The organism is Castellaniella sp. (assembly GCF_047971665.1).
GTDB lineage: Bacteria > Pseudomonadota > Gammaproteobacteria > Burkholderiales > Burkholderiaceae_B > Castellaniella.
Genome location: NZ_JBKEAA010000011.1, coordinates 35,285 through 61,586 on the forward strand (window position 1 = coordinate 35,285; position 26,302 = coordinate 61,586).

The 26,302-nt window shown below is 66.8% G+C and carries 18 protein-coding genes and 2 pseudogenes; 7 read left to right on the top strand and 13 right to left on the bottom strand.

The annotated features are described in order from the left end of the window. Positions 1 to 21: 21 nt before the first annotated feature. On the top strand, positions 22 to 1,017 hold the full coding sequence (locus ACK5JE_RS02745) for a Nudix family hydrolase (protein ID WP_416800185.1): 996 nt from the start codon (positions 22 to 24) through the stop codon (positions 1,015 to 1,017). Here ACK5JE_RS02745 and ACK5JE_RS02750 read toward each other — a convergent pair. The 7 genes from ACK5JE_RS02750 to ACK5JE_RS02780 are packed head-to-tail and all read right to left on the bottom strand — an operon-like array spanning position 1,002 to position 12,310. Next, positions 1,002 to 2,489, bottom strand: coding sequence for an efflux transporter outer membrane subunit (locus ACK5JE_RS02750; RefSeq protein ID WP_416800186.1), 1,488 nt, complete (start codon positions 2,487 to 2,489; stop codon positions 1,002 to 1,004). The genes ACK5JE_RS02745 and ACK5JE_RS02750 overlap by 16 nt on opposite strands. Next, positions 2,482 to 5,592 carry an efflux RND transporter permease subunit gene (locus ACK5JE_RS02755; protein WP_416800187.1) on the bottom strand — a complete coding sequence of 1,037 codons (3,111 nt, stop codon included), beginning with the start codon at positions 5,590 to 5,592 and terminating at the stop codon, positions 2,482 to 2,484. The genes ACK5JE_RS02750 and ACK5JE_RS02755 overlap by 8 nt, the downstream gene beginning before the upstream one ends. A 1-nt stretch (position 5,593) precedes the next feature. After that, positions 5,594 to 8,716, bottom strand: a complete 3,123-nt coding sequence (locus ACK5JE_RS02760) for a multidrug efflux RND transporter permease subunit (RefSeq protein ID WP_416800188.1) — start codon at positions 8,714 to 8,716, stop codon at positions 5,594 to 5,596. Next, a complete protein-coding gene (locus ACK5JE_RS02765; protein WP_416800189.1) occupies positions 8,713 to 10,074 on the bottom strand; it encodes an efflux RND transporter periplasmic adaptor subunit in 1,362 nt (453 codons plus the stop codon). The genes ACK5JE_RS02760 and ACK5JE_RS02765 overlap by 4 nt, the downstream gene beginning before the upstream one ends. A 9-nt stretch (positions 10,075 to 10,083) precedes the next feature. Then, positions 10,084 to 10,836: a cell division protein ZapD gene (gene zapD, locus ACK5JE_RS02770; RefSeq protein WP_416800190.1), complete on the bottom strand. Its 753-nt coding sequence runs from the start codon at positions 10,834 to 10,836 to the stop codon at positions 10,084 to 10,086. A 12-nt stretch (positions 10,837 to 10,848) separates the two neighbouring features. Then, entirely contained in the window at positions 10,849 to 11,484 is a 636-nt protein-coding gene (gene coaE / locus ACK5JE_RS02775; protein WP_416800191.1) for a dephospho-CoA kinase, read from the bottom strand. Between the two features lie 25 nt (positions 11,485 to 11,509). After that, complete coding sequence (locus ACK5JE_RS02780; protein ID WP_416800192.1) at positions 11,510 to 12,310, bottom strand: prepilin peptidase; 801 nt, start codon at positions 12,308 to 12,310, stop codon at positions 11,510 to 11,512. A gap of 62 nt (positions 12,311 to 12,372) precedes the next feature. Here ACK5JE_RS02780 and ACK5JE_RS02785 point away from each other — a divergent pair, with 62 nt between their 5' ends. Next, the gene (locus ACK5JE_RS02785; protein ID WP_416800193.1) at positions 12,373 to 13,020 is read left to right on the top strand and encodes a hypothetical protein; all 648 of its coding nucleotides are present in this window, start codon (positions 12,373 to 12,375) and stop codon (positions 13,018 to 13,020) included. A 97-nt stretch (positions 13,021 to 13,117) separates the two neighbouring features. Here the strand turns inward: ACK5JE_RS02785 and ACK5JE_RS02790 are convergent. From ACK5JE_RS02790 to ACK5JE_RS02805, 4 genes and pseudogenes are all read right to left on the bottom strand, one after another. After that, positions 13,118 to 13,348 (bottom strand): annotated as a pseudogene (locus tag ACK5JE_RS02790) (LuxR C-terminal-related transcriptional regulator); the annotation flags it as partial. 184 nt (positions 13,349 to 13,532) lie between these two features. Next, positions 13,533 to 14,489, bottom strand: a complete 957-nt coding sequence (panC, locus tag ACK5JE_RS02795) for a pantoate--beta-alanine ligase (protein ID WP_416800194.1) — start codon at positions 14,487 to 14,489, stop codon at positions 13,533 to 13,535. Beyond that, the gene (locus ACK5JE_RS02800) at positions 14,410 to 15,273 is read right to left on the bottom strand and encodes a segregation and condensation protein A (RefSeq protein ID WP_416800195.1); all 864 of its coding nucleotides are present in this window, start codon (positions 15,271 to 15,273) and stop codon (positions 14,410 to 14,412) included. The genes panC and ACK5JE_RS02800 overlap by 80 nt, the downstream gene beginning before the upstream one ends. A 9-nt stretch (positions 15,274 to 15,282) precedes the next feature. Continuing rightward, positions 15,283 to 15,474: a DUF3460 family protein gene (locus ACK5JE_RS02805; RefSeq protein WP_416800196.1), complete on the bottom strand. Its 192-nt coding sequence runs from the start codon at positions 15,472 to 15,474 to the stop codon at positions 15,283 to 15,285. Positions 15,475 to 15,619: 145 nt separating this feature from the next. Between ACK5JE_RS02805 and ACK5JE_RS02810 the strand changes: the two genes are divergently transcribed. Next, positions 15,620 to 16,987 carry a DHA2 family efflux MFS transporter permease subunit gene (locus ACK5JE_RS02810; protein WP_416800275.1) on the top strand — a complete coding sequence of 456 codons (1,368 nt, stop codon included), beginning with the start codon at positions 15,620 to 15,622 and terminating at the stop codon, positions 16,985 to 16,987. 163 nt (positions 16,988 to 17,150) lie between these two features. On the opposite strand, the gene ACK5JE_RS02815 is transcribed toward ACK5JE_RS02810, so the two are convergent. Together ACK5JE_RS02815 and metH are read right to left on the bottom strand one after the other, a co-directional pair. After that, positions 17,151 to 17,948: a helix-turn-helix transcriptional regulator gene (locus tag ACK5JE_RS02815; RefSeq protein WP_416800197.1), complete on the bottom strand. Its 798-nt coding sequence runs from the start codon at positions 17,946 to 17,948 to the stop codon at positions 17,151 to 17,153. Between the two features lie 30 nt (positions 17,949 to 17,978). After that, the gene (metH, locus tag ACK5JE_RS02820) at positions 17,979 to 21,752 is read right to left on the bottom strand and encodes a methionine synthase (RefSeq protein ID WP_416800198.1); all 3,774 of its coding nucleotides are present in this window, start codon (positions 21,750 to 21,752) and stop codon (positions 17,979 to 17,981) included. 359 nt (positions 21,753 to 22,111) lie between these two features. Between metH and ACK5JE_RS02825 the strand changes: the two genes are divergently transcribed. From ACK5JE_RS02825 to ACK5JE_RS02840, 4 genes and pseudogenes are all read left to right on the top strand, one after another. Continuing rightward, complete coding sequence (locus tag ACK5JE_RS02825; RefSeq protein WP_416800199.1) at positions 22,112 to 24,022, top strand: TonB-dependent receptor plug domain-containing protein; 1,911 nt, start codon at positions 22,112 to 22,114, stop codon at positions 24,020 to 24,022. 2 nt (positions 24,023 to 24,024) lie between these two features. Beyond that, on the top strand, positions 24,025 to 24,927 hold the full coding sequence (locus ACK5JE_RS02830; RefSeq protein WP_416800200.1) for a cobalamin-binding protein: 903 nt from the start codon (positions 24,025 to 24,027) through the stop codon (positions 24,925 to 24,927). 25 nt (positions 24,928 to 24,952) lie between these two features. Next, positions 24,953 to 25,301, top strand: a pseudogene (locus ACK5JE_RS02835) (SDR family oxidoreductase); the annotation flags it as partial. Between the two features lie 165 nt (positions 25,302 to 25,466). Further along, a complete protein-coding gene (locus tag ACK5JE_RS02840; RefSeq protein ID WP_416800201.1) occupies positions 25,467 to 26,270 on the top strand; it encodes a thiazole synthase in 804 nt (267 codons plus the stop codon). Positions 26,271 to 26,302 lie beyond the last annotated feature (32 nt).

Genomic DNA, 26,302 nt, shown 5'->3' on the forward strand with positions numbered 1-26,302 from the left:
CCGCCCTCTTTCCAATCCCTCATGACTGACACCAAACCTTACATCCGCGTGGCCGCCGGACTGATCATCGATGCCCGGGGCCGGCTGCTGCTGGGCCAGCGCCCGGAAGGCAAGGCCTGGCCCGGCTGGTGGGAATTCCCCGGCGGCAAGATCGAGGCCGGCGAGACCGTGGAACAGGCCCTGGTGCGCGAACTGGACGAGGAACTGGGCATCCGCGCCACATGCGTCTATCCCTGGGTCGTGCATGTGCACGAATACCCCAAGACCATCGTCGAGCTGGCGTTCTGTCAGGTGACCGCCTGGGAAGGCCTGCCCCATGGCCGTGAAAACCAGGCGATCGACTGGGTGGACCCCTGGGAAATCCGCCTGGACGAATCCGAACACCCCATCGGCCCGGGTGGCGGCTCGCTGCTGCCGGCCGCCGCCCCGCCGCTGCGCTGGCTGCGGCTGCCCACACGCTATCGCATCAGCCGGATCGGTCGGCCCGACCGGCTGGCCGGATGGCTGGCCGGGCTGCGCCAGGAACTGCTGCGCGGACTGCGGCTGGTTCAATTCCGCGAACCCGACTGGCAGGCGGACGAGGCTTCGCTGCACGCGGCCCTTCGGGCAACGCTGGCCCTGTGCCGCCAACATGGCGCCCGCTGCCTGGTCAACAGCCTCCATCCTTCCGCCTGGTGGTCCGAAGCCGACGGCATCCAGCTGCGGGCGGCCGACGCCGCGCGCGTCCTGCACAATGACACGCGGCCGCCGGGCTGGCTGGGAGTCTCGGCCCATACAGCCGAGGACATTGAATGCGCGCGCCAGCTTCAGGCCGATTTCGTGGTCCTGGGACATGTGCTGGAGACGGACAGCCACCCCGGCACCCCCGCCCTGGGCTGGGACCGGTTCCGCGCGCTGGCCGACACTGCGGGCCGGCCGGTCTTCGCCATCGGCGGCCAGTCACTGTCCACGCTCGACAGCGCACGCCGGCATGGCGCGCACGGCATTGCGGCGATCCGGGGTCAGTTGACCGCGTAATCCCCGACGACATACCCTCCGCCCAGGGCGGCGATGAGTTGCGCCGAAGCCGTCAGCCGCTGGGCGCGCACATCCAGCGCCGTCTGCTCGGCGCTCAATGCGCTGGTCTGTGCCTGGACCACGCTCAGATAATCCACCAGGCCCGCCTGATACTGATTGGTGACCTGGCGCAGCGTCTCGCGGGCCGCAGCCAACGCCCGGTCGCGGGCTGCCTGCTCCTGGACCAGGGCCTGGGACTGAACCAACGCGTCCTCGACTTCACGCAAGGCGTCCAGCACAGTCTTGCGGTAGGCCGCAGCCTGCGCATCATAGGCGGCGCGTGCAGAGGCCACGGCAGCGGCCCGCGCGCCGCCATCGAACAGGCTCAGCGCCAGCGCCGGCCCCAGCGTCCAGAATCGGGCCGGCGTCATGATCCACGAGGTGAACTCCATCGCGCGATAGCCGCCCTGCGCGCTCAAGGTCAGGTCGGGAAACCAGGCGGCCTGCGCCACGCCGATCCGGGCATTGGCCTGCGCGGCACGGCGCTCGGCCCCCGCCACATCGGGGCGCCGCAACAACAGGGTCGAAGGCACCCCGGCCGGCACATCGGGCACCTTGGGCAGCGTCGCCCCCTGCGTCAGACGGAACCCGGCCGGCACCTGACCCAGCAGTACGGAAATAGCATGAATCTGCTGCTCGCGCTGCCAGCCCAGGCGGATGCGCTGGGCACGGGCCTGATCCAGCTGCACGGAGGCAGCCGCCACATCGGCCGGAGACGCCACCCCGGCCGCCAGCCGGTTGCGGGTCATCTCCAGTGCGCGGGCATACTCATCCAGCGTGCGCGCCAGCAGGGCATCCTGCAACTGGCTGGCCCGCACCCCGAAATAGGCTTGCGCCAGCGTGGATTGCAGACTCAGACGCATGGCATCCAGGTCCGCGGCGCTGGCCTGCTCGCCCGCCCGGGCCGACTCCACATCGCGCCGCACGCGCCCCCACAGATCGACTTCCCAGCTGGCAGTGGCCGACAGGCCATAGGTCGTCGAAGGATTGCCCGCCTGGGACACGCCCTGCCCCGCCCGCGACACGGAACTCGACACGCCCAGTGTCGGAAACAGGCCCGCGCGCGCCGAATCCAGCGAGGCGCGCGCTTGCCGGAACTGCGCCTCGGCCTGGGCCAGATCCAGATTCCCCGGCGGCATGCGCCGCATCAGATCGTCCAGAACGGCATCGCCGAACAGCGTCCACCAGTCGGTGGGCAGCGCGCGCGGCGGCGTATCGGCCGGGACCCAGCTTCCTTCGGGCGCGGGTGCGTGCGCATAGGCCGCGCCGACATCCTGGGCCGGGCGCACATAGTCGGGGCCCACCGTACAGGCCGACAAGGCCAGGGCGACGACCGCAATCGACAGCGGCCGCATGGCGCGCCGCCAGGGACCTCCTTGCGATTGCCACACAAAAGCGTCCTCGGCAGGATGCGGACACACGCGATCAGCCATGAGGGGCAGGCTCCTGTTGCGACGAAGGGGAAACACGGCGGCGGGAACCACGCAAACGATCCAGACTCAGGTAAACGACGGGCGTAGTGTAGAGCGTGAGCACCTGGCTGACCAACAACCCGCCGAAGATCGTCAGTCCCAGGGGCTGACGCATCTCCACCCCCGCGCCCGTGGCGAGCAGCAACGGCAACGCGCCCAACATGGCCGACAGGGTCGTCATCAGGATCGGACGCAAACGCGCCAGGCAGGCGCGGTAAATGGCCTCGCGCGGATCCAGACCCTCGCGGCGCTGCGCCTGCAAGGCAAAGTCCACCATCATGATGGCGTTCTTCTTGACGATGCCGATCAGCAGGAACACGCCGATCAGCGCGATCAAGGTGAACTCCATCCCTACTAGCCGCAAGGCCAGCAAGGCCCCCACACCGGCCGAGGGCAGCGTGGACAGAATGGTGATCGGATGGAGCGTGCTTTCGTACAACATGCCCAGCACCAGATACATGGCCACCAGCGCCGCCACCAGCATCCAGGGTTGCTGCGCCACGGCATCGCGCATCATGCTGGCGCTCTGGTCCAGGCCGGACTGCAATTCCTGCGTCGGCAGGCCGATGCGCGCCACGGCCTGGTCGATGGCCGCCAGCGCCTGTGCCAGAGAAACGTCCGGCGCCAGGCCGAAAGACACTGAATCGGCCGCCAGCAGCCCTTCGTGATTGACCGAGCGCGGCGCCGTGCCTTCGGTGATCCGGGTAAAGGCCGTCAAGGGCACTCGCTCACCCTCGGCGTTGATGACCTGCAGCGCCTGCAGGGAATGCAGATCCCGGGCGTACTGAGGCTGCACCGCCATGACGACGTGGTACTGGTTCAGGGCGCCGTACAGCACCGCCGCCTGACGCTGGCTGAAGGCATTGTTCAACACCCCCGCCAGATCCGCCATCTGCACCCCCAGGCGCCGGGCGGCATCCCGGTCGACAACCAGTTCGACCCGGCGGCCCTTGTCCTCGACATCATCGTCCACGTCCACCAGCTCGGGCAGCCCGGCGAGGACGTTGCGCACCCGCGGCAACCACTGGCTGAGCAAGGCCAGGTCGCTGCCCATCAGCATGTAGGAATAGGAGCCTGCCCGTGAGGAATGACCGACAAAAATATCCTGCTGCGGCACCAGAAACAAACGCGCCCCGGGCGTGTGCTCGAAGCGGGGCCGCAGCCGGTTGACGACATCGCTGGCGCTGGCCGTACGCTCGGCCAGCGGCTTGAGCTGCACCTGGATGAAGCTGGAATTGCTGCCGCCCCGGCCGCCGGCATAGGCCGTCACGGTGTCCACCGCCGGATCGGACAGCAGCACCCGGCGGAATGCGTTCAGCCGGACCTGCGTCTCATCGAAGGACGTCCCGGTATCGACGCGAAAGAAACCCAGCAACTGGCCTGTGTCCTGCTGCGGAAAGAACCCCTTGGGGATGCTGGCATACAGATACACATTCAGCCCCACCGTGGCCAGGAGCAGCAGCAACACGATGCGTCCGTGATCCAGCGACCAGCGCAGGGATCGCTGATAGGCCGCCTCGCCAGCCTGGCCGCCGCGACGCAGCCACCGCCGCAGTGCGCCTTCGGGCGGCGGCTCACGCCGGGTCGGCGCGCGCAACAGGCGAGCCGCCATGACCGGCGTCAACGTCACCGACACCAGCAGCGACACGGCAATGGTCACCGACAGGGTCACGGCGAACTCCTTGAACAGCCGCCCCACCAGACCGCCCACCAGCCACAGGGGAATGAACACAGCGATCAGCGACAGACTCATGGCCAGCACGGTGAACCCCACCTCGGTCACGCCCCGCAAGGCGGCGCGTGCCGGCCGCATGCCGCGCTCCACGTGGCGCATGATGTTTTCCAGCACCACGATGGCGTCATCCACGACGAACCCCGTGGCGACGATCAGGGCCATCAGGGAAATCATGTTCAGGGTGAAATCGAACCACCACATCAATCCAAAGGCACTGATCAGCGAAACCGGCACCGCGACGGCGGGGATCAGCGCGGCACGCCAGTTACCCAGGAACGCCAGCACCACGGCCACCACCAGGATGACCGACAGCACCAGGGTCAGCTCGGCCTCGAACAGCGAGGCCCGGATGCTGGGCGTGCGATCCTGGGCCACGGTCAGGCGGACCTGTTCGGGCAGCAACGCCTGGAACGCCGGCAGCAGCGCGCGAATGGAGTCCACCGTCTCGATGATATTGGCGTCCGCCTGCCTGCGGATGATCAGCAGCACCGCCGAGCGGTCGTTGAAATAGCCGACCTGGTTGATGTCCTCGACCGAATCCTCGATCCGCGCCACGTCGCTCAGGCGCACCGGCTGGCCGTCGCGCCATTCCACGATCAGGGGGGCATAGTCGGCCGCCTTGCGCAGCTGTCCATCAGAGCGGATCTGCCATTGGGTCTGGCTGCGGCGCACCACCCCGCCCGGGCGCAGCGAATTCACATCCTGCAGGACCTGACGCACACGATCCAGCGGGATCCCCATGGATTCCAGGGCGCGCGGATCCACCAGCACCCGCACGGCCGGCAACGAGCTGCCGCCCAGCGTCACCTGCCCCACGCCGCTGACCTGCGCCAGTTTCTGCGCCAGCACGGTGGACGCCAGGTCATAGAGCTCGCCTTGCGTGGCGGTGTCCGACGTCAGCGCCAGCGTCATCACGGGCGAGGACGAGGAATTCACCTTGTGATAGGTCGGATTGTTGCGCATGCCCGAGGGCAGCATGGGCTGCGCGGCGTTGATCGCCGCCTGGACATCACGCGCGGCGCTGTTGATGTCGCGATCCAGTTCAAACATCAGCGTGATGTTGGTCTGCCCCTCGCTGCTGCGCGAACTCATGCTGCTCAGCCCCGCGATCGCCCCCAGGGACTGCTCCAGCGGCATGGCCACGCTCGAAGCCATGGTCTCGGGGCTGGCGCCAGGCAGCGCGGCCGAGACCGAGATCATCGGGAAGTCCACTTGCGGCAGCGGCGCCACCGACAGGAAACGCAATGCCAGCGCCCCGGCCAGCGCCAGCGCCAGGCACAACAGGGAAGTGCCGACGGGCCGATGCAGGAAAAGGGCGAAGAACCGCATGTCAGCCGTCCGCAGCCCGGCGACGGGCCAGCCGCTCGAACAACAGGTAGATCACCGGGGTGGTGAACAGAGTCAGCACCTGACTGCACAGCAGCCCGCCCACCATGGCCAGGCCCAGCGGCTGGCGCAGTTCCGCCCCCGACCCGGACGCCAGCATCAGCGGAATCGCGCTGAAAAAGGCTGCCAGCGTCGTCATCAGGATGGGCCGGAAACGCAGCAGGGCCGCCTCATGAATCGCCGCTTGCGGCCCCAGGCCGCGCTCGCGCTGCGCGTCCAGGGCGAAATCGATCATCAGGATCGCGTTCTTTTTCACGATCCCGATCAGGAGAATGATGCCGATCACACCGATCATGTCCAGCTCCACGCCGCCCAGCCACAGAGCCAGCAGCGCGCCGATGGCGGCCGAAGGCAGCGTGGACAGGATGGTGACCGGATGGATCAGGCTCTCGTACAGCACCCCCAGGACGATGTACATGGTGATCACGGCGGCCAGCAGCAGCCACAACGTGCTCGACAGCGAAGCCTGGAAAGCCTGGGCCGCCCCCTGGAAGCGGATCTCGATGGAATCCGGTACGCCCAGCCTGTCGCGCGTCGACTCCATGGCCCTGACGGCATCGGACAGGGCCGTGTCCGACGCCAGGCTGAACGACACGGTGACCGCCGGGAACTGATCCAGCCGCTGCACGGCCAGGCGCGCCAGTCCGGGCTCGAAGCGCGCCACGCTGGACAGGGGGGTGACGTCGCCCGAGGCCGTCGGCACGTGCAGGTGTTCCAGCGCGGCGGGGCCGCCGTCGAGCAGCGTCGCGTCAGCCTCCAGCACCACCCGGTACTGGGCCGACTGCGTGTAAATCGTGGAAATCAGCCGCTGGCCAAAAGCATCATAGATGGCGTCATCGATCGACGCCTGGGTGACGCCCAGCCGCGCCGCCGCGTCCCGGTCCACCGTCACGGCCAGCGCCAGGCCCCGATCCTGCAGATCCCCGGCCACATCGCGCAACTCGGGCAGCGCACGCAGCGCATCGAGCATCCGCGGCGTCCACTGCGTCAGCACGGCCTCGTCCGGGCTGGACAGAGTCATCTGGAACTGCGCACGGCTGACCTGATCCTCGACAGACAGTTCCTGCACCGGCTGCAGCCAGACCTGCAGCCCCACGACCGGTCGCAGCGCCGCCTGCAGGCGCTCGATCACGGCATCGGCCCGGTCGCTGCGTTCGGCCAGCGGCTTGAGCGTGATCCGCAGGCGCCCGGTATTCAGCGTGGTGTTGTCGCCATCGATGCCGATGAAGGAGGCCACCGATTCCACGGCCGGATCGGCCAGCACCCGTTCGACCGCCTCTTGCTGCAACCGGCTCATGACCGCGAACGAGGCCGACTGCGGCCCCTGGGTGATGACCTGCACCGCCCCGGTGTCCTGCTGCGGAAAAAAGCCCTTGGGAATACCGGCGTACAGGCCCGCCGTGACGAGCAGCGTCGCCACGACGGCCCACAGGGTCGCCCGCTGATGCGCCAGGACCCAGCGCAACCCCCGGTCGTAGGCGGCGATCAGCTGGTCCATCCACCTCCCGGCCCGCTGCCAGACGCCTGCCTCGCGCCCCGGGGACGACGCCGGTCCGCTGCCGGCCTCCAGACCTGCGGCACGGCCGGGCTCCGGGCGCAGCATGCGGGCGCACATCATGGGCGTGAGCGTCAGGGAAATCAGCAGCGACAGCAGGATGGCCACTGCCAGGGTGACGGCGAACTCACGAAACAGCCGGCCGACCACATCGCCCATGAACAGCAACGGAATCAGCACCGCGATCAGCGACAGCGTCAGCGACACCAGCGTGAAGCCGATCTGCCTGGCCCCGCGCAGCGCCGCCTCCATCGGAGACTCGCCCTCCTCGATGTGACGGGCGATGTTCTCGATCATGACGATGGCGTCGTCCACCACGAAGCCAGTGGCGATGGTCAGGGCCATCAGGGTCAGGTTGTTGATGCTGAACCCCAGCATGGCCATCAGGCCGAAGGTCCCGACCAGGGACAGGGGCACGACGACCCCGGGAATCAGCGTCGCCCGCCAGGTGCGCAGGAACACAAAGGTCACCGCCACGACCAGCACGATGGCCAGCAACATCTCGATCTGCACATGAGACACCGAATCGCGGATCGTCAGTGTCCGGTCCGACGCCACCTGCAAATCCACGCCCGTCGGCAGCGTGGCCCGCAACCCGGGCAGCAGCGCCTGGACACGGTCCACCACCTCAATCACGTTGGCCGCCGGTTGTCGCTGGATGTTCAGCAGAATCGCCGGCGTGCGCCCGAACCAGGCCGCCTGGTCGCGGTTTTCCGCCGCGCGGCGCACCTGAGCCACATCGCCCAGGCGCAGCGGCGCGCCGTTCTCGTAGGCCAGGATCAGGCGCTCGTATTCGGCCGGATCCTTGAGCTGGTCATTGACGCTGATGGTGATCGAACGCTGCGGTCCGTCCAGATTGCCCTTGGGCTGATTGACGTTGGACCGGGTCACGGCAGTGCGCACGTCGGCCAGCGTCAGGTTGTGGGCGGCCAGCGCCTGCGGATCGACCTGGATGCGCACAGCCGGGCGCTGGCCCCCGGCCACGCTGACCAGCCCGACACCGCTGATCTGGGACAGCTTCTGCGCCACGCGCACCTCGATCAGGTCGCGCACCCGGGACAGCGGCAGCGTGGGTGACGTCACCGCCAGCGTCATCACCGGGGCATCGGCCGGATTGATCTTGTTGTAGATCGGCGGCGAGGGCATGTCCGGCGGCAGCAGGTTCGACGCAGCATTGATGGCCGCCTGCACCTCCTGCTCGGCCACATCCAGCGGCAGACCCAGGTCGAAACGCAGCGTGATGCGCGACGAGCCGCCCGAACTGGTGGACAGCATCTGCGACAGACCGGGCATCTGGCCGAACTGACGCTCCAGCGGCGACGTCACCAGCGCGGTCATGACGTCCGGCCCGGCACCCGGATAGAGGGTGGTGACCTGGATGGTGGGGAAATCGACCTGAGGCAGTGCCGACACCGGCAATTCTCGATAGGCCAGCAGACCCGCCAGCGCCAGCGCCACCATGGCCAGCGTCGTGGCGACGGGCCGCAGAATGAACAGACGCGACAGATTCACGAAGCAGCGCCCTGGACCGCACTCCGGCGCGGCCCTGCCGGACCGGAGCGGGCCTGCCCGCCCGTGGCGGCGCCGGACGCAGGCGGAGCCCCGGCGTCTGTGGCACCGACGGCATCCGTGGCGGTCCCGGCGCCTGCTGAAGCAGTCCCGGCCCCCGGGCCGGTCGCGGCATCCGGCGGCGCAATGATCTCGACACTGCTGCCGTCGCGCAGCCGATCCGTGCCTTCGATCACCACCGTATCGTCCGCCTGCAGGCCGGATTCGATCACGACCCGCTCACCGTCGTCCACGCCGGTGACGACCAGCACGACCCGGGCCTTGCCATCGGCATCCAGCCGGTAGACGTATTCGCCCTGCGAGCCGCGCTGCACCGCCCGCAGGGGCAACGTGACCCCCTGCTCGGCGCCCAGTCGCAGACTGACCTGGACGAACTGATTGGGAAACAGGGACTCGTCGGCATTGTCGAAGCGGGCCTTGAGCTGGACGGTACCTGTCGCCACATCGATCTGATTGTCGACCGCCACCAGCGTGCCGGTGGCCAGTGCCGCTCCGGCGGCGGCATCGCTGAACAGGCGCGTCTGCAGACCTGGTTCGAGGCGGCGCGCATCCAGAAGCGCCTGCAGACGCGCCTGGGGAATGGAAAAGACCACATCGATCGGCCGGCTCTGCGTCAATACCACCAGGCCATCCGTGTCCGAGGCCCGGATCATGTTGCCCACATCGACCTTGCGCAGGCCCAGACGGCCATCGACAGGCGCCCGGATCTCGGTATAGCTCAATTGCAGGCGCGCATCGTCCACCGCCGCCTGGTCGGATTTGGCCTGCCCCTGGAGCTCGCGCAGTTGGGCGCGAGCGGCATCCAGCTGCTGGCGGGCCACCGAATTCTGCTTGAACAACCGCTCGTAGCGGGCCAGATCGAGACGCGCCTGTCCCAGTTTGGCCGCGTTCTGCATCTGCTGGCCCAATGCCTGGTCCAGCTGAACACGGAAGGGCTCGGGATCGATCACGGCCAGCACGTCACCGGCCCGCACGGTCTGGCCATCGGTGAAACTCAACGATTGCAACGGGCCATCCACGCGCGCACGGATAGTGACGGTCGCCAGCGATGTGACCGTCCCCAGCGCCCGCACGGTCCGGTCGATCCGGCCCGACTCGGCCCGCGCGACGGCCACCGGCGTCACCTGCCCGCCCATCCGGAACCCGCGACTGCCCGGTCCGCCGGGACCTCCCGGGCCACCAGGCCCCCCTGCATCGTCGGGCCAGAAGCGCCACAAGGCGAATGCCATCGACCCGCAGATGACCGCCCACATCAGCATCCTGCGGCGCGCCCCTGAGGGCGACGTCGTTGTGTTGGTCATGACGGGATCCTACAGATTGCAGCGGGCCAGACGAAAAGCGACGTCGCGGCTGACCGGCTGAGGCTTGAGTTCATTGTCCTGGGCGGAAAACCGCACCCAGATAACGTATTTGTTCGCACTGATTTCAGGGAATACGCCCAGGACGGGATCGACCCAGACGCGCAAGAGTTGAAAGGATTTGCCGCCCAGCATTTCCTGGTAGGCCCCCTGGCCGGCCAACTGATCCCGGGCATCCCCGGCATCGCGCAGCAACTGCAGGATCAGGGCCATGGCCCGATGCAGCGGCATCAAGGGCTCGATCCAGCCGTGCAGGTCGGCGGTCCGCAGATCGAGCGGCTTGAGCTGCCAGGAATAGTAGGAAGGCATGTCGACGGGCGAAGACCCTCCCGGCACCGTGATCCGCCCGCGCAGACTGGCAAGCCATTCATTGTCGCGCAGATTCTGACCGATGCGGCCCTGACCGGCGAGCGTCGCGGAGACCCGCTGGATCTCCGCCAGCAGGCCGTCCAGCATGACGTCGTCGACGCCAGGATGGCCACGCAGGGCCGACAGCGCGGAGCGATGCCGGTCCATGTCCTGAAGCACGGCTGTCCGCACATCGGCCCGCTCACAGATGTCCAGCAGATCGAACAGCGTCGCCATGGCGATCTGATGGCAATGGGGGTCCTCGTCCTGGGCGAAGAAATGCAGGCGGTCGAACAGATATTCGACCCTCAGCAGGGTACGTACACGTTCATTGCAGGGATACTCGTACAAAATCACACGCGAAAAACCCTATCCGTGAGTGGTGCGCCCATCCGCCAGTCCGGAAGCGTGGTCGCTCCAGGCCTGGTGAAGCCGAAACACGCGCCGACGCAATGTCTCCAGACCGGTCGCATCGTCATTGACGATGACATCATCGGCCACCGCCAGACGATCTTCCCTGGACGCCTGAGCGGACATGATACGCTCAATGGTATCGTGCGTCAGCCCGCTGCGTGCCTGGACCCGGCGCATCTGGGTCTCGGGATCGCAGTCGACCACGCAAATGCGATCCACCCGATCGCGCCATTTGCCGGCGGACTCGACCAGCAGCGGCACGACGAACACCAGATAGCGCCCCCGGGCCTGTCCTGCCTCGTCGCGCACCGCCCGATCGATCAGGGGATGCAGCACGGATTCGAGCTGCTGGCGCGCCGCGGGATCCGCAAAAGCGCGTTCGCGCATCCAGCCCCGGTCCAGGGCGCCGTCCGGGCCGATTGCCGCCGCGCCAAAAGCCGTCCGCAGCGGCGCGACCGCACCGCCTCCCGGCGCCGTCAGCGCGTGGGCGATCCGGTCGGTATCGACGACCGACGCCCCCCATTCAGCCAGCCAGTCGGCCACCTTGGACTTGCCCGAGCCGATGCCCCCGGTCAGGCCGATGGAAAACATGACATCCCCGCATGATGATTCAAAATCATGACTGTACCGCAAGAGCCTGCATCATGAGTGGCGCCAGCATCCACACACAGGCCGCCAGCGCGATGCAGGGGCCGAAGGGATAGGGCTGCCGCCAGCCCCCCCGCCGGCCCAGGCACCCCGCCAGTCCGGCCACGCAGGCCAGCCAGAGGATGGCCACGGTCGCCGCCAGCCCGACCCAGCCGGCCAGCGCAGCCAGGCACTTGACGTCACCGCCCCCCAGACCGTCCCGGCCACGCACCCGACGGTACAACCAGGCCAGTCCGGTCAGCCCCGTCCAGACCAGCAGGGATGCGCCGACGGCGGACAGGCCGTCCCTGGGGCTCAGCAGCCAGCCGGCCACCATCAACGGCCCGGTCAAGGCATCGGGCAGGAGGCCGCTGCGCGCATCGATCCAGGCCAACGCGGCCAATACAAGAGCCAACGGCACGAAACGAAAGCCGCCATCGAGCGCCAGCGCCCCCGCCACCAACCCCAGCAAGGCGGCCATCGTCCCGTCACGGACCGGTCGCCAGGCGGCCGACGGTGCGGCGGTCGCCGCCGCCCAAAGCGTACGCGCGATCGCCGCCGCACCGGCCCTCAGGCGGTCCGCATATCCCTGGGACCAGCGTCCCAGCAGCGCCCCCATGCAGCCCCCCGCCGCCACCGCCAGCATGACCAGCGTCCAGCTGCTCTGGACAGCCGGATCAGGCTCCCTGATCAGCGGCGCCGCCCATCCCGAAAACACATCGGTCAGCCACACGGTCCGCACCGCGCATCCCATCGCCAAGCCCTCCGCAAATGCGTAGAATGAGGGCATCACGATCCTGTCTGTCTCGAATCCTGCCCGTCACAACCATGCCGCGCCCTCTTTCTCATACGATGTCCCGTCTGTCCTGCCTGTCCCTGCTGGTGCTGCTGACCGCCTGCGCTCAACAACCACGCAAGATCGACGCCCCGAGCCCCGACGTCCCGGTCGAATCCACCGTGTCCGATGCCCGGCATCGTGCCCAGGGCGATACCCGCGCGATCGCCCCCACGCAGCTGCAATTCGGATTCGGCGCCGACAACCAAAGCGAGCCGGCCTCGACGCGCCGCGCCCCCGACGGCGCAAAGGAGGCCTCCACACCGGCCGACACCGGAAACATGCCCCAGGAACTGACCGAAACCCGGACCTATCTGGGCACCATCGCATGCCCCGCCGGACAACAGAACTGCGCGCCTCGTCGCATGACCCTGACCCTGGCCCCCGATGAGCAATGGCGCGCGCGCAGCGCCCCCTTGTCGGGCAAGGCCGTGACCGCCTCGATGGGCTGCTGGCACCTGGTTTCGACCGCGCCGGCCCGCATCGTCTTGCAAACCGGCGACAAGACCCACGCCACGCTCGAATTCATCCAGTCGAACGTTTTGCGCCTGACATGGCTGGACGGTCAGGTTCCCCTGCTGGAATCGCGGCTGACCCGGCAAGCGGATATCGACCCCATCCAGGAGATGGCCGCAAAGCCGGCTCAAGCCTGCACCGCGCGCTGAGCCCGGGCGTCGGCTCCGCTCCCTCTGCGAAGGAGGCCGGGGGACTTGCAGGAGCGCCCGGCCCGTCCGGTCGGGCAGTCAGGCAATAGCGGGTCAACTCGACCACGTTGCGTACCCGCAGTTTCTGGAAAATCCGTGCCCGATGGGCTTCGATCGTACGTTGCGTGACCCCGAGCTCGACGGCGATGTATTTGTTGGAACGCCCCCGTGTGAGGTACCCCGTGACCTCGCGTTCGCGCATCGTCAGGCGGCTCAGCGGCTCATCCGGGCCGTCCGGATACTCTGGAATCGAATCGTTTTCCCGCATGATGGCTCCCCTTCCATTCATGATTGAATGCAGGGAAATTTTGCCCGCGCCGCCTGGAAAGCACACCTGTCAGATCTGACAGCTTGCGCCAGTCCGGAATCCCGGGTATGGATTCACCGGAAATCCCTGGTTGCAACTTCACGTGGGATTTCAGGCGATCAGCCCGCCCGGAACCCCCGGCGATCGAGCCACCCGGAACCTCGGACTATCGACCCACCTGGAATTCCAGGTTGTCGATCAGCCGTGTCGCCCCCAGGCGGGCGGCCGTCAGCACGACCAGCGGTTCGCCCTCGTGGATCTCCTGGGCAGTGGGCGGTTGCAAATCGCGCTGTCGGCGCACCGAGACATAGTCCGGATCCCAGCCATGATCGCGCAGGAACTGCATGGCCCGCCCCTGTGCCGTCTCGGCATCCGCGCGGCTCGACTGGATCTCGTCGCGCACCCGTTGCAGCAGGCCATACAGATTGGGCGCCTCGGCCCGCTCCTGGGCGCTGAGGAACCGGTTGCGCGAAGAAAGCGCCAGGCCGTCGGCATCGCGCACGGTCTCGTGGGCGAGGATTTCCACCGGCAGCTGGAACTGGCGACACATGGCGCGCACCACCATCAACTGCTGGTAGTCCTTCTTGCCGAACACGGCCACGCGGGGCTGGACACAGGAGAACAGTTTCAACACCACGGTACAGACGCCCATGAAGAAGTCCGGCCGGAACGCGCCCTCCAGGATATTGCCCAGGGATTCGCCTGGCTGAATGCGGAAATTCTGCGGCTCGGCGTACATTTCCCGCTCGTCGGGCGCGAACAGCACGTACACGTCGCGGGCGGCCTCGAGTTTTTCGATGTCTTCGGCCATGGTGCGGGGATAGCGATCGAAATCCTCGTTCGGCCCGAACTGCAGCCGGTTGACGAAGATGCTGGCCACCACCGGATCGCCATGCTGACGCGCCAGCCGCATGAGGGACAGGTGCGCAGCATGCAGATTGCCCATGGTGGGCACGAACGCCACGCGCAGTTGGCCGCGCAGCTGATCGCGCAATGCCTCGATGGAATGAACGACTTTCACAGGGATTCTCCGGCGCTCGGCCTCAGGCCGAGCGCGTATAGGACAGCCTGACGTACAGCGGCGCGTAGGGCGCCGCCTGAGTGATTTCCAGCAGGGACTCACGCGCCAGTTCGAGCAGCGCCAGAAAATGGACCACGATGACGGCGGCAGGCTCGCCCATGCGCACGCGCTCCAGGAACAGTTCGGTAAATTCCATGAAGCGCACGTCCGACAGACGGCGCAGGATATGGCTCATATGGTCGCGCACGGACAGTTGCTCGCGGGTGATGCGGTGGCTGGCATTCAATTGCGCCCGGCGCAGGATCGCCAGCCAGGCCTCGCGCAAATCGTCCGCCGAGACCTCCGGCAGCAGGCGCGCCACCTCGAAATCGGCCGTGGCATGCGCCACCAGAAAATCCCGCCCCACCCGCGGCATCTCATCCAGCCGCTGGGCCGCCAGTTTCATGCGTTCATATTCCAGCAGGCGACGCACCAGTTCGGCGCGCGGATCCTCGACCTCCTGACCATCATCGGATTTGCGCACCGGCAGCAGCATGCGCGACTTGATCTCGATGAGCAGCGCCGCCATCAGCAGGTATTCGCCCGCCAACTCCAGATTCGACCGGCGCACCTGTTCGACATAGGCCAGGTACTGGGTGGTGACCTCGGCCATGGGAATGTCGAGGACGTTGAAATTCTGTTTACGGATCAGATAGAGCAGCAGATCCAGCGGCCCCTCGAACGCCTCCAGGAAGACCTCGAGCGCATCGGGCGGGATATAGAGATCCTGCGGGATGGAGAACAACGGCTCGCCATACAGACGCGCCAGCGCGACGTGGTCGACCACGTCGGGCGTGCTGTCTTCGGCGGGCGCCATCAGGGCATCCAGCCCGGGATCGGGCGGCATGGGGCCGGATCAGTCGTTCTGGTAATAGACGTAGGGGGCCTGGGGCACGCGCGCCGCCCGGAAGCCCTCCTGCTGCTCCGAGTCCAGGTCCTTGTCCCAGAGGCGGGCGCGGCCGGCGACCTGACGCGATTCAGCGTCGGGATGATCCGATTTGTACTGGCTCAGGAACTGAGTCAGTTCAGAGGTGAAGTTGTTTGCCATAATAGTGCCGTAGACGATCTCCATGACCGTTGGGCCTCAAGTTTACTGCACTTGGCCCGTCCCTAGCCTATCCATGTCCGAATCTCAGTCTCAAGCCCCCGCCGCCTCCGCCCCCCCACCGGCCGCCTCGTCGCGCGAAATCCGGATGATTCCCTTCATTGTCGGCTGCGCGCTGTTCATGCAGATGCTGGACTCGACCGTCGTGGCCACCGCGCTGCCCGCGATGGCCCTGGATTTCGGCACCACGGTGGTGCGCATGAACGTCACCATCACGGCCTATCTGCTGGCCACCGCCGTGTTCGTGCCCATCAGCGGCTGGGCGGCCGACCGGTTTGGCGCGCGCGCCGTGTTCCTGACGGCCATCGCGCTGTTCACCCTGGGGTCGATTGCCTGCGCGGCCAGCAGCACCCTGGGTCAGCTGGTGGCCGCCCGGGTCGCTCAGGGAGCCGCCGGCGCCATGATGGTGCCGGTCGGCCGCATCATCCTGCTGCGCCGCATCCCCAAGGCCGACCTGCTCAAGGCCATGGCCTTTCTGACCATCCCAGCCTTGCTGGGGCCGGTCATCGGCCCGCCGGTCGGCGGCTTTCTGGTCACCTACGCGTCCTGGCACTGGATTTTCCTGATCAACATCCCCGTGGGCGTGCTGGGCATCGCCATGGTGCGGCGCTGGATCGTGCGCGACGTCCCCGACGGCCGTCCCCGTCTGGATACCGTGGGCTTCCTGCTCAGTGGCATCGCCATGGCGGCCCTGATGACCTGTCTCGAAGCCGCCGGCCACGGCAGCCTGGGGCTCGGGCCGATCCTGGGACTGCTGGCCCTGGGGCTGGGGTGCGGCGTCCTGTATGTCCGCCATGCCCGTCATGCCGCCTATCCCATCATCGACCTGAGCCTGCTACGCACCCAGACCTTCTCCGTCTCGGTACTGGGCGGCAATCTGTGCCGGTTCTCGGTCGGCGCCTCGCCCTTTCTGCTCGCCATCCTGCTGCAAGTCGGCTTCGGCCTGTCGGCGTTCTCGGCCGGCATGATCACTTTTACCTCGGCGGCGGGCGCAATGCTCATGAAGCTGGTCGCCACACCCATCGTGCGCCGCTTCGGCTTTCGCCTCGTGCTGATCGGCAACGCCCTGATCGCGGCGGCCCTCATTGCCGCCTGTGCCCTGTTCCGGGCCGACACGCCGGTCTGGGTCATGGTGACGGTGCTGCTGATCGGCGGTTTTTTCCGTTCGTTGCAGTTCACCGCCATCAATGCCCTGACCTATGCCGACCTGGATGCCGCCCAGATGAGCCGCGCCAGCAGTTTTGCCGCCACGGCCCAGCAGCTGGGCATCAGCCTTGGAGTGGCCTGCGCCGCGATGACGCTGAACCTCAGCATGACGCTGCGCGGCGGCGTCGAAGCCGACCGCATCGATGTGATGTGGGGATTCGCGATCATCGCCCTGATCGTGGCCGCCTCGGCCCTGTCCTTCAGACGCCTGCCGGCCCTCGCAGGCAATCAGCTACGCGCACGGGGATGAGTCCGGGCACAGGGCAGTCCCTGCGGACTGCCCTGTGCCCGACGAATCGGAGCGCCTTGCAAGGCGCCACGTGGAGAGATGCCTCCATCCGATAATGACCTCGGCCTAACAATATTGAATCGCCCACAGAGGCGATCGGCATTGAATCGCCCTCGCGGGCGATTCAATGCCCGGACTCATTCAACAGCATCACGAGCTTGCAGTCCGGCCGGATTGCAAGCCGGAAGGTGAACTGCCGGAAGCGCAGCCGCCCATCGGCGGGATGCTGAAACTCGCGCAACCCGCCTTCCCGGTCCACCACGACCTGACGCGTCCAGGCCCGGGCGAACAACGGACTGCCGGCCTGCAACTCGGCCACCAGATCGCCAAGACCGGGTTCGCCTGCCAGCGCCGCCACGTCGGCGCGGAATTCGGCCACCACCCGGCTGGCGCGTTCTTCCCAGTCCACCACCAACGTGCGCGCGGCGGGATCCAGAAAAATGTAGCGCAGCAGATTGGGCTGGTCGCGCGCGGGCCAGCCATCGAACACCCGCAGCAAGGCCGCGTTGCTGGCCAGCACGTTCCAGGACTGATCCAGCACATACGCCGGACAGCGGATGCTGTCGACGCAATCCTGCAGCCCATCGGGCAAGGCGATCGAGTCCAGGCGGCCCGCCTGCGGATCGGTGCATTCAGCCAGGCTGAACAGATAGTGCCGCTCGGCGCGCGCCAGCCGCAGCGCATCGGCCAGACGACACCAGACGTCCACGGACACGGAGACCTCTCGGCCCTGCTCGATCCAGGTATACCAAGTGGTGCTGATGCCGCAGATCTGGGCGATTTCCTCGCGCCGCAGGCCCGGCGTGCGGCGCCGGACACCAGGGGGCAGGCCATGATCGGCCGGCAAGATGCGCGCCCGGGCGCTGCGCAGGAACGCGCCCAGCTCCCGGCGACGGGCCGCGTCATCGCGCGACACGGCCATCCCCTTGGGCGGTGCGGTGCTGGGCGTCCATCAGCGCAACGTGCTGGCCAGGGTGCGGCGTACGTCTTCCTCGTCGCGGCCCGTGCGGCGGACATAATCGGCCACCTGATCATCGCCGATATTGCCCACGTTGAAATACTTGGCCTGGGGATGGCTGAAGTAAAAGCCGCAGACGCTGGAAGCCGGCATCATGGCGAACCCCTCGGTCAGCCGCATGCCGATTTCATCGCAGGCCAGCACCTCGAACATCTCGCGTTTGACGATATGCTCCGGGCAGGCGGGATAGCCGGGCGCCGGGCGGATGCCCTGGTATTGTTCGTCGATGATGGCCTCGTTGGACAAGGACTCGTCGGGCACATAGCCCCACAGGTCCCGGCGCACCCGGGCATGCAGGGTCTCGGCGAACCCTTCGGCCAGGCGGTCGGCCAGGGCCTTGAGCATGATCACGGAATAGTCGTCGCCCGCGTCCTGGAATTGCTTTTCGTATTTCTCGATGCCGATGCCCCCTGTGACCGCGAACATCCCGATGTAGTCGACGACCCCTGAATCCTTGGGCGCGACGAAATCGGCCAGGCACTTGTTGTCCACCCCGTGGCGTTTCTGAGTCTGCTGGCGCACGCCGCGCCAGGTCAGCAGCACCTCGCTGCGGGTCTCGTCGCGATAGATCTCGATGTCGTCATCGTTGATGCTGTTGGCCGGATAAAAGGCGACAATGCCGTTGGCCGTCAACCAGCGTCCCTCGACGATGCGTTTCATCATGGCCTGACCTTCTTCGTAGAGCTTGCTGGCCTCCTCACCCACGACCTTGTCGGTCAGAATGGCCGGGAACTGCGCCATCAGCCCCCAGGACTGGAAAAACGGCGTCCAGTCCAGGAATTTCAGGATCTCGTGCAGATCGTAGTGCTTGAACACCCGCCGGCCAATGAATTTCGGCCGGGGCGGGGCATAGCGGGCCCAGTCGATCGCCGGCTTGGCCGCCCGCGCCTGCTCGAGCGTCAGCATCGGCGTGGCCTGCCGGTTGGCATGGCGCCGACGCACCAGCTCGTACTCGGCGGCGATTTCTTTCAGGTAGGTCTCGGCCTGCTCGGACATCAGGCTGGTGGCCACCCCCACGGAGCGGCTGGCGTCGGGCACATAAATCACCGGCCCCTCGTAGTTCGGGGCGATCTTGACGGCCGTATGGACGCGGCTGGTGGTGGCGCCGCCCACCAGCAGGGGGATATTGCGTTCGCGGAAATAGGGATCCCGCTGCATTTCCGAGGCCACATAGGCCATTTCTTCGAGGCTGGGCGTGATCAGGCCAGACAGGCCCACCATGTCGGCGCCGACCTCCTTGGCTCTCTCGAGGATCTTGGCGCAGGGCACCATCACGCCCATGTTCTCGACCTCGAAATTATTGCATTGCAGGACGACGGTGACGATGTTCTTGCCGATGTCGTGGACGTCACCCTTGACGGTCGCGATCACCATCTTGCCCTTGGAGCGCACATCACCACCCGCCTCGGCGAGCTGGCGCTTTTCCTCCTCGATGTAGGGCAGCAGATGCGCCACGGCCTGCTTCATCACGCGGGCGGATTTCACCACCTGCGGCAGAAACATCTTGCCGGACCCGAACAGGTCGCCCACGACATTCATGCCGTCCATCAGGGGGCCTTCGATGACCTCGATCGGCCGCCCGCCCGCCGACATGATCTCCTGGCGGACCTCCTCGGTATCCTCAACGATGAAGGCGGTGATGCCGTGCACCAGAGAATGCGTCAGACGCGCCCGCACAGGGTTCTCCCGCCATGTCAGGTCTTCTTCTTTTTTGGTGCCGGAACCCTTGATGGTCTCGGCCAGCTCCACCAGGCGCTCGGTGGATGTGCGCTCGTCGGCCGGATCGGTCTTGCCGACCGGTTCGGGCCGGTCCAGCACCACGTCCTCGACCAGGTCGCGCACAGGCTCGTCCAGATCGGAATACACCCCCAGCTGACCGGCATTGACGATGCCCATGGTCAGGCCACGCTGCACGGCGTAATACAGGAAGACCGCGTGGATGGCCTCGCGCATGGCCTCATTGCCGCGGAAAGAAAAGCTGACGTTGGAAATCCCTCCCGAGACGCGCGCGTGCGGCAGGTTTTCCGTGATCCAGCCGGTCGCCTCGATGAAATCGACCGCATAGTGGTTGTGCTCGTCGATCCCGGTGGCGATGGCAAAGACGTTGGGATCGAAAATAATGTCCTCGGGCGGGAATCCCACCTGATTCACCAGAATGTCATACGCCTTGGCGCAGATGTCGATACGGCGTTGCAGGGAATCGGCCTGGCCCTCGGTGTCGAAGGCCATGACCACCACGGCCGCACCGTATTTGCGGCACAGCCGGGCCTGCTCGATGAAGGGTCCCTCGCCCTCTTTCATGGAAATCGAATTGACCACGCACTTGCCCTGCACACAGCGCAGCCCGGCCTCGATCACCGGCCACTTGGAGCTGTCGATCATCACCGGTACGCGCGAGATGTCGGGTTCGGACGCCAGCAGGTTGAGAAACCGCGGCATGATGGACAGGGCATCGAGCATGCCCTCATCCATGTTCACATCGATGACCTGGGCGCCGTTTTCTACTTGCTGACGCGCCACGGAAAGCGCCTCGTCGAATTTTTCCTCGCGAATCAGGCGCAGGAACATCTTGCTGCCGGTGACATTGGTGCGCTCGCCCACATTGACGAACAGCGTGTCGCGGTCGAAATTGAGCGGCTCCAGGCCCGACAGGCGGGTCTTGACCGGCACGGCCGGCGGCTGGCGGTGCGGCAGGGCGCGCACCTTGCGGGCGATCTCGCGGATGTGATCGGGGGTGGTGCCGCAGCAGCCGCCCACCACGTTCACCAGCCCGGCCCGGGCGAATTCCTCGAGCAGGCCGGAGGTATCCGAAGGTGTTTCGTCGAATCCCGTCTCTGCCATCGGATTGGGCAGACCGGCATTGGGGTAGACACAGACGTAGGTGTCGCAGATCTTGGACAGCTCCGCCACGTAGGGGCGCATCAGCGCCGCGCCCAGCGCGCAGTTCAGGCCGATGGTCACGGGGCGCGCATGACGCACGGAATTCCAGAAGGCCTCGACCGTCTGCCCCGACAGAATGCGTCCGGAGGCATCGGTGACCGTGCCCGAGATCATGACCGGCAGACGGATGCCGCGTTCCTCGAAGAGCGTCTCGATGGCGAAGATGGCGGCCTTGGCGTTGAGCGTATCGAAGATGGTCTCGATCAACAGCAGATCCGCGCCGCCATCGATCAGTCCCTCGACCTGCTCGGTATAAGCCAGGCGCAGTTCCTCGAAGGTGACATTGCGCGCCCCCGGATCGTTCACATCCGGCGACAGGGACGCCGTCTTGGGCTGCGGCCCGATGGCCCCGGCCACGAACCGGGGATGGTCGGGCGTGGCGACGGCATCGCAGGCCTCCCGCGCCAGCCGCGCCGAAGCCACGTTCAGCTCGTAGGCCAGGTCCGGCAGGCCATAGTCGCCCTGGGCCACCCGTGTGGCGCCGAAGGTATTGGTCTCGACCACATCGGCCCCGGCTTCCAGGTAGGCTTGGTGGATCTCGCGGATGACGTCGGGCCGCACCAGCGACAGCAGCTCGTTGTCGCCCTTGAGATCCCGGTCATGACCGGCGAATCGCTCGCCCCGGAAATCGATCTCGGTCAGCTTGTGGCGCTGGATCATGGTGCCCATGGCCCCGTCCAGCACCGCGATGCGCCGGCCCAACAGGCGCACGAATTCGCCCCCGCGCGTATAGGATTCGACGGGATAGGGCAAGGCGGGATAGGTCACGGGGCGATCCAGGCAAGACAGGGGAAAGCGTTCATTGTATCGTCGCGAGAAGCGCCAGGCCCGGACCGCCATGCTAGAATGCGCCGCGAAACAGGTATGTCCCCGCCGCCCCGGCTGCGAGGCATTCAAATGGGAAACAAAGGGTTCGACCGGACAGGCGTCCGGGCTCGATCCCGGATGTGCTGCCCCCGCAACGGTGCGCATGCGCCCGGCTCAGGCCGGCGCCCGCCAGCCCGATACCAGCCTGCTTCGATACCTGACACCGCCCGGCATGGCCCGGCCCTCATCGAGGACGCAGCGTGGCCCCGGGTGTTTTTCAAGACTGGCGTGCGGGGACGCGCGCCAAACAGGGCCTCATCATGCTTCCTCCCCTACCGCGTCGCCTCGCGACCGTCTGCTGTCTTTTCCCCCTGGCCGCCACGGCCCAGACCTCCACCAACGCCCCCTCCGTGCCTGCGCTGCAGGACATCATCGTCACGCCCAGTCGCAGCCCCGAACCGATGACGGACGCCATCGGCGACGTCTCCGTCATCGACCGGGACCAGCTGGCGGCGGCGCGCGGCGACAGCCTGGCGGAGATCATCGGCCGCGCGCCGGGCATGCAATTCACGAACAGCGGCGGGCCGCAGACGCAGACCAGCCTGTTTCTGCGCGGCGCGAATTCGACGCATACGCTGGTGCTGATCGACGGCATGCGGATCAACGGCTCCACCGCCGGCGGGGTCAATTTCCCCGCCATCGACCCCGCCATGGTCGAACGCGTCGAAATCCTGCGCGGCGCGGCCAGCAGCCTGTACGGCTCGGATGCCATCGGCGGCGTGGTCAACATCATCACCAAAAAGGGCGAACAGGACCGGCCGCTGTCGACCTGGTCGAACGTCGGCTACGGGACGAATGAAACCGCCCGGTCCAGCCTGGGCCTGTCGGGCGCTGCGCAAGGCTGGGACTACAGCTTTTCGGCCAGCGCGGCGCGCAGCAAGGGGTTCGATGCCCAACGCCCCGCCTATTCCAATGGCATTCCCAATGACATGCACGCCCCGGACAGGGACGGCTATCGCAGTCATGCGGTATCGGGCACGCTGGGGTATCGCTGGGCGCCAGGCCATCACATCGGACTGAGCGCCTACAACGGCTACACCGATGGCGATTTCGACGCGTCCTATTTCGATCCGACCACCTACAGCAGCCGTCCGCTGGGCAATGTCTACAGCCTGTACCGGCAACAGGCCTACGCCCTCACATCGACCGATCGCATCACGGATGCCTGGGACAGCGTGCTGCGCTTTGGCTGGAACAAGGATGCCACCGAGTCCCGCGACCCCATGGCCACCAACCTCACTGCCAGCCTGCGCCGCACGTTCTCATGGCAGAACAACTGGCAACTCCTGCCGCAGCACCGCCTGTCTCTGGTGACCGAGCGCATCGAAGAACGGATCCAGAGCGACACCCGTTATGACCGGACAGACCGGAACACGAACGCCGTCGCCCTGATCTACAAGGGCCGTATCGACCGCCTGCGCACCCAGGCCGGCATCCGCAACGACCACTACACGGACTATGGCAATCAGGCCACCGGCAGCCTGGGCATGGATCTCGACCTGACGGACAACTGGCAGATCGGGGTGGCGGGCAGTACCGGCTTTCATGCGCCGACTTTCAACGACATGTACTATCCGGGCTCGATCAACCCGGATCTCAAGCCGGAAAAATCGCGCAACATCGAGGCCCATGTCGCCTACATCGGCGAACAGACCCGGGCCCGGCTGACCCTGTTCCAGAACAAGATCCGCGACCTGATCGTCTGGGACAATGCGGCCTTCAAGTCCAACAATCTCGACAGCGCGACCATCCGCGGCATCACCCTGTCGGGCGAACATGACTTCGGCCACACCACGTTGCGCGCCAGCGCCGACTTCCTGGACCCGCGCAACGACGATCCCGCACCCGGCATCAACAGTCAGTTGATCCGCCGCGCCCGCCAGGTGTTCCGCGCGAGTGTCGAGCACCGGATCCAGTCGCTGAAACTGGGCGCTGAATACCAGTACACCGGCGACCGGTACGACAACGTCTACAACGCCGCCACTTTCAAGACGGAGCAGACCCGCCTCGGCGGATTCGCCCTGATCAACCTGACCGCCGCCTACGACTTCAGCAAGTCACTGGGTGTGCAGGTGCGCTGGAACAATGTGCTGGACAAGGACTACGTCCTAGTCGACGGCTACGATACGCCGGGCTCCAACGTGTTCATCAACCTGTCCTGGCGGATGTAGGCATGGCACGACGGGCAGCCAACGGCTGCGGGCGCGCGCGACGGCAAACGCACCGCCTGGCGGCGGCCCTCTGCCTGAGCCTGATCGTCGCCTGGGCCGGTCTCGCGCGACCGGCCGCCGCTCAGGCGCGGACCGCGCCCCCGCCCCGCATCGTCACCCTGGCGCCCAGCGCCACTGAACTGGTCTATGCCGCAGGCGCTGGCGCCGACATCGTCGGCACCGTCCTGCGCAGCGACTACCCGGCCAGCGCGCTTGCCATCCCGCGCATCGGCGACGGCATCCAGTTCAGCGAGGAGGCCATTCTGGCCCTGCGCCCGACCCTGGTGGTCGGCTGGCAGCCTTCCGATGCCTCGCGCGCCCTGGCGCAACGCCTGGCTCCGCTGGGCGTGCCCCTGGTTTATGCCAATCCGAAATCGCTGGACGAAATTCCGGCCCTGATCCGCGACCTGGGGGCGCGCCTGGATACCCGGGCCGCAGCCGACCAGGCCGCGCGCGGGCTGACGCAACGCATCCGCGCATTGCGCCCGGCCAGCCTGCCGCCACAGACCATCTTCATCGAAATCAGCGCCGACCCGTTGTACACCCTGGGACGGGATCCTCTGACCAACGACCTGCTGCAACGCTGCGGCGGCCTGAATCCCTACGCGGGCCGCGCCGTCGCCGCCCCGCAAGTCAGCGTGGAATCCGTGCTGGCCCTGAATCCGAATGTGCTGATCATGTCGCCTTACGGCGGCGAGACCCTGACCGCACGGCGCGCCTGGTGGGCGCAACATGGCCTGACGGCGGCCCGCACGGGCCGCATCTACGCTATCGATCCCGACCTGCTGCACCGGCCCGGGCCGCGCCTGGTCGACGCAGCCGAGGCGATCTGCGCGGATCTGCGGCACAGCCGCGGCCTGCCGTGACGTCCTCCCGCCTGAGATAATGGCGCAGGCGATCGACGACGTGCAGCGGCTCGTCGATCTGGCGATGCAGCGCTGGGGACGCATCGACGCGCTGGTCAATTCCGCAGGACACGGCCCACGCGCGGGCATTCTCGACATCACCGACGAAGACTGGCACACGGGCATGGAGGTCTATTTCCTCAGTGCCGTGCGCCCGGCCCGGCTGGACCGACAGCCTGCCGGCAACCAATGCGCGGCGAGACAGCGTGCCGATGAAACGCTACGGCAAGACCGAGGAAATCGCCGCCACCATCGCCTTCCTGCTGTCGGACGGCGCGGGCTACATCACCGGCCGGAACATCCGGGCCGACGGCGGCCTGACCCGTGCCGTGTGACCCCCGGCCACCCGTCCGAACGACGCGGCACAGACGCACAGGACCTATTTCTCCACGCGGACCTGCGTGAGGACAAGCCTTTGCAAAACGCAGATCGGCAAATCGATTATCCTTGTAAAAGATTGTCTTTTCGTGCTCCCCCCGCCCCCGGATTCTCACACGCTCATGACCTCCCCAGACCTCCTCACCATTGCTGATCGCGTCTTCCACTCCCGCCTGGTGGTCGGCACCGGCAAATACCGCGACTTCGAACAGACCCGCGAAGCCATCGAGGCCAGCGGCACCGAGATCGTCACGGTCGCCATCCGCCGCACCAATATCGGCCAGAATCCGGGTGAACCCAATCTGCTGGATTTCCTGCCACCGGACCGCTACACCATCCTGCCGAACACGGCCGGCTGCTACACCGCGGACGACGCCGTGCGCACGCTGCGCCTGGCGCGCGAGCTGCTGGATGGCCATAATCTGGTCAAGCTCGAAGTTCTGGGCGACAGCGGCAACCTGTTCCCCGACATGCCGGAAACCCTGGCCGCCGCCCGTACGCTGGTGGCCGACGGCTTTCAGGTCATGGCCTATTGCAGCGACGACCCGATCCAGTGCCGCATGCTCGAAGACATCGGCGTGGCGACGGTCATGCCTCTGGCCTCGCTGATCGGTTCGGGCATGGGCATCGTCAATCCCTGGAACCTGCGCCTGATCATCGACCAGGCGAGCATCCCCGTCCTGGTGGATGCCGGTGTGGGCACGGCCTCGGATGCCACCATCGCCATGGAACTGGGCTGCGACGCCGTCCTGACCAACAGCGCCATCGCCGGCGCCCGCGACCCGATCGGCATGGCGCGCGCCATGCGCCTGGGCGTGGAAGCCGGGCGAGAAGCCTACCTGGCCGGCCGCATCAAGCGCAAATACTACGACGCAGACCCCAGTTCACCGACCGAAGGCCTGCTGCCCTCGACCCGGGCGGCCTGAGTCTTTTCCTCGCGCGCCGGCGCGGACCGCCC

Coding starts and splice junctions, on each gene's coding strand:
- ACK5JE_RS02825 (WP_416800199.1), top strand. CDS start 22,112: ATGCTTCCTCCCCTACCGCGTCGCCTCGCGACCGTCTGCTGTCTTTTC.
- ACK5JE_RS02815 (WP_416800197.1), bottom strand. CDS start 17,948: ATGGCCGTGTCGCGCGATGACGCGGCCCGTCGCCGGGAGCTGGGCGCG.
- ACK5JE_RS02805 (WP_416800196.1), bottom strand. CDS start 15,474: ATGGCAAACAACTTCACCTCTGAACTGACTCAGTTCCTGAGCCAGTAC.
- ACK5JE_RS02780 (WP_416800192.1), bottom strand. CDS start 12,310: ATGCCCTCATTCTACGCATTTGCGGAGGGCTTGGCGATGGGATGCGCG.
- ACK5JE_RS02745 (WP_416800185.1), top strand. CDS start 22: ATGACTGACACCAAACCTTACATCCGCGTGGCCGCCGGACTGATCATC.
- ACK5JE_RS02755 (WP_416800187.1), bottom strand. CDS start 5,592: ATGCGGTTCTTCGCCCTTTTCCTGCATCGGCCCGTCGGCACTTCCCTG.
- coaE (WP_416800191.1), bottom strand. CDS start 11,484: ATGTTTTCCATCGGCCTGACCGGGGGCATCGGCTCGGGCAAGTCCAAG.
- ACK5JE_RS02785 (WP_416800193.1), top strand. CDS start 12,373: ATGTCCCGTCTGTCCTGCCTGTCCCTGCTGGTGCTGCTGACCGCCTGC.
- ACK5JE_RS02800 (WP_416800195.1), bottom strand. CDS start 15,273: ATGCCGCCCGATCCCGGGCTGGATGCCCTGATGGCGCCCGCCGAAGAC.
- ACK5JE_RS02765 (WP_416800189.1), bottom strand. CDS start 10,074: ATGACCAACACAACGACGTCGCCCTCAGGGGCGCGCCGCAGGATGCTG.
- ACK5JE_RS02840 (WP_416800201.1), top strand. CDS start 25,467: ATGACCTCCCCAGACCTCCTCACCATTGCTGATCGCGTCTTCCACTCC.
- ACK5JE_RS02830 (WP_416800200.1), top strand. CDS start 24,025: ATGGCACGACGGGCAGCCAACGGCTGCGGGCGCGCGCGACGGCAAACG.
- ACK5JE_RS02810 (WP_416800275.1), top strand. CDS start 15,620: ATGATTCCCTTCATTGTCGGCTGCGCGCTGTTCATGCAGATGCTGGAC.
- ACK5JE_RS02750 (WP_416800186.1), bottom strand. CDS start 2,489: ATGGCTGATCGCGTGTGTCCGCATCCTGCCGAGGACGCTTTTGTGTGG.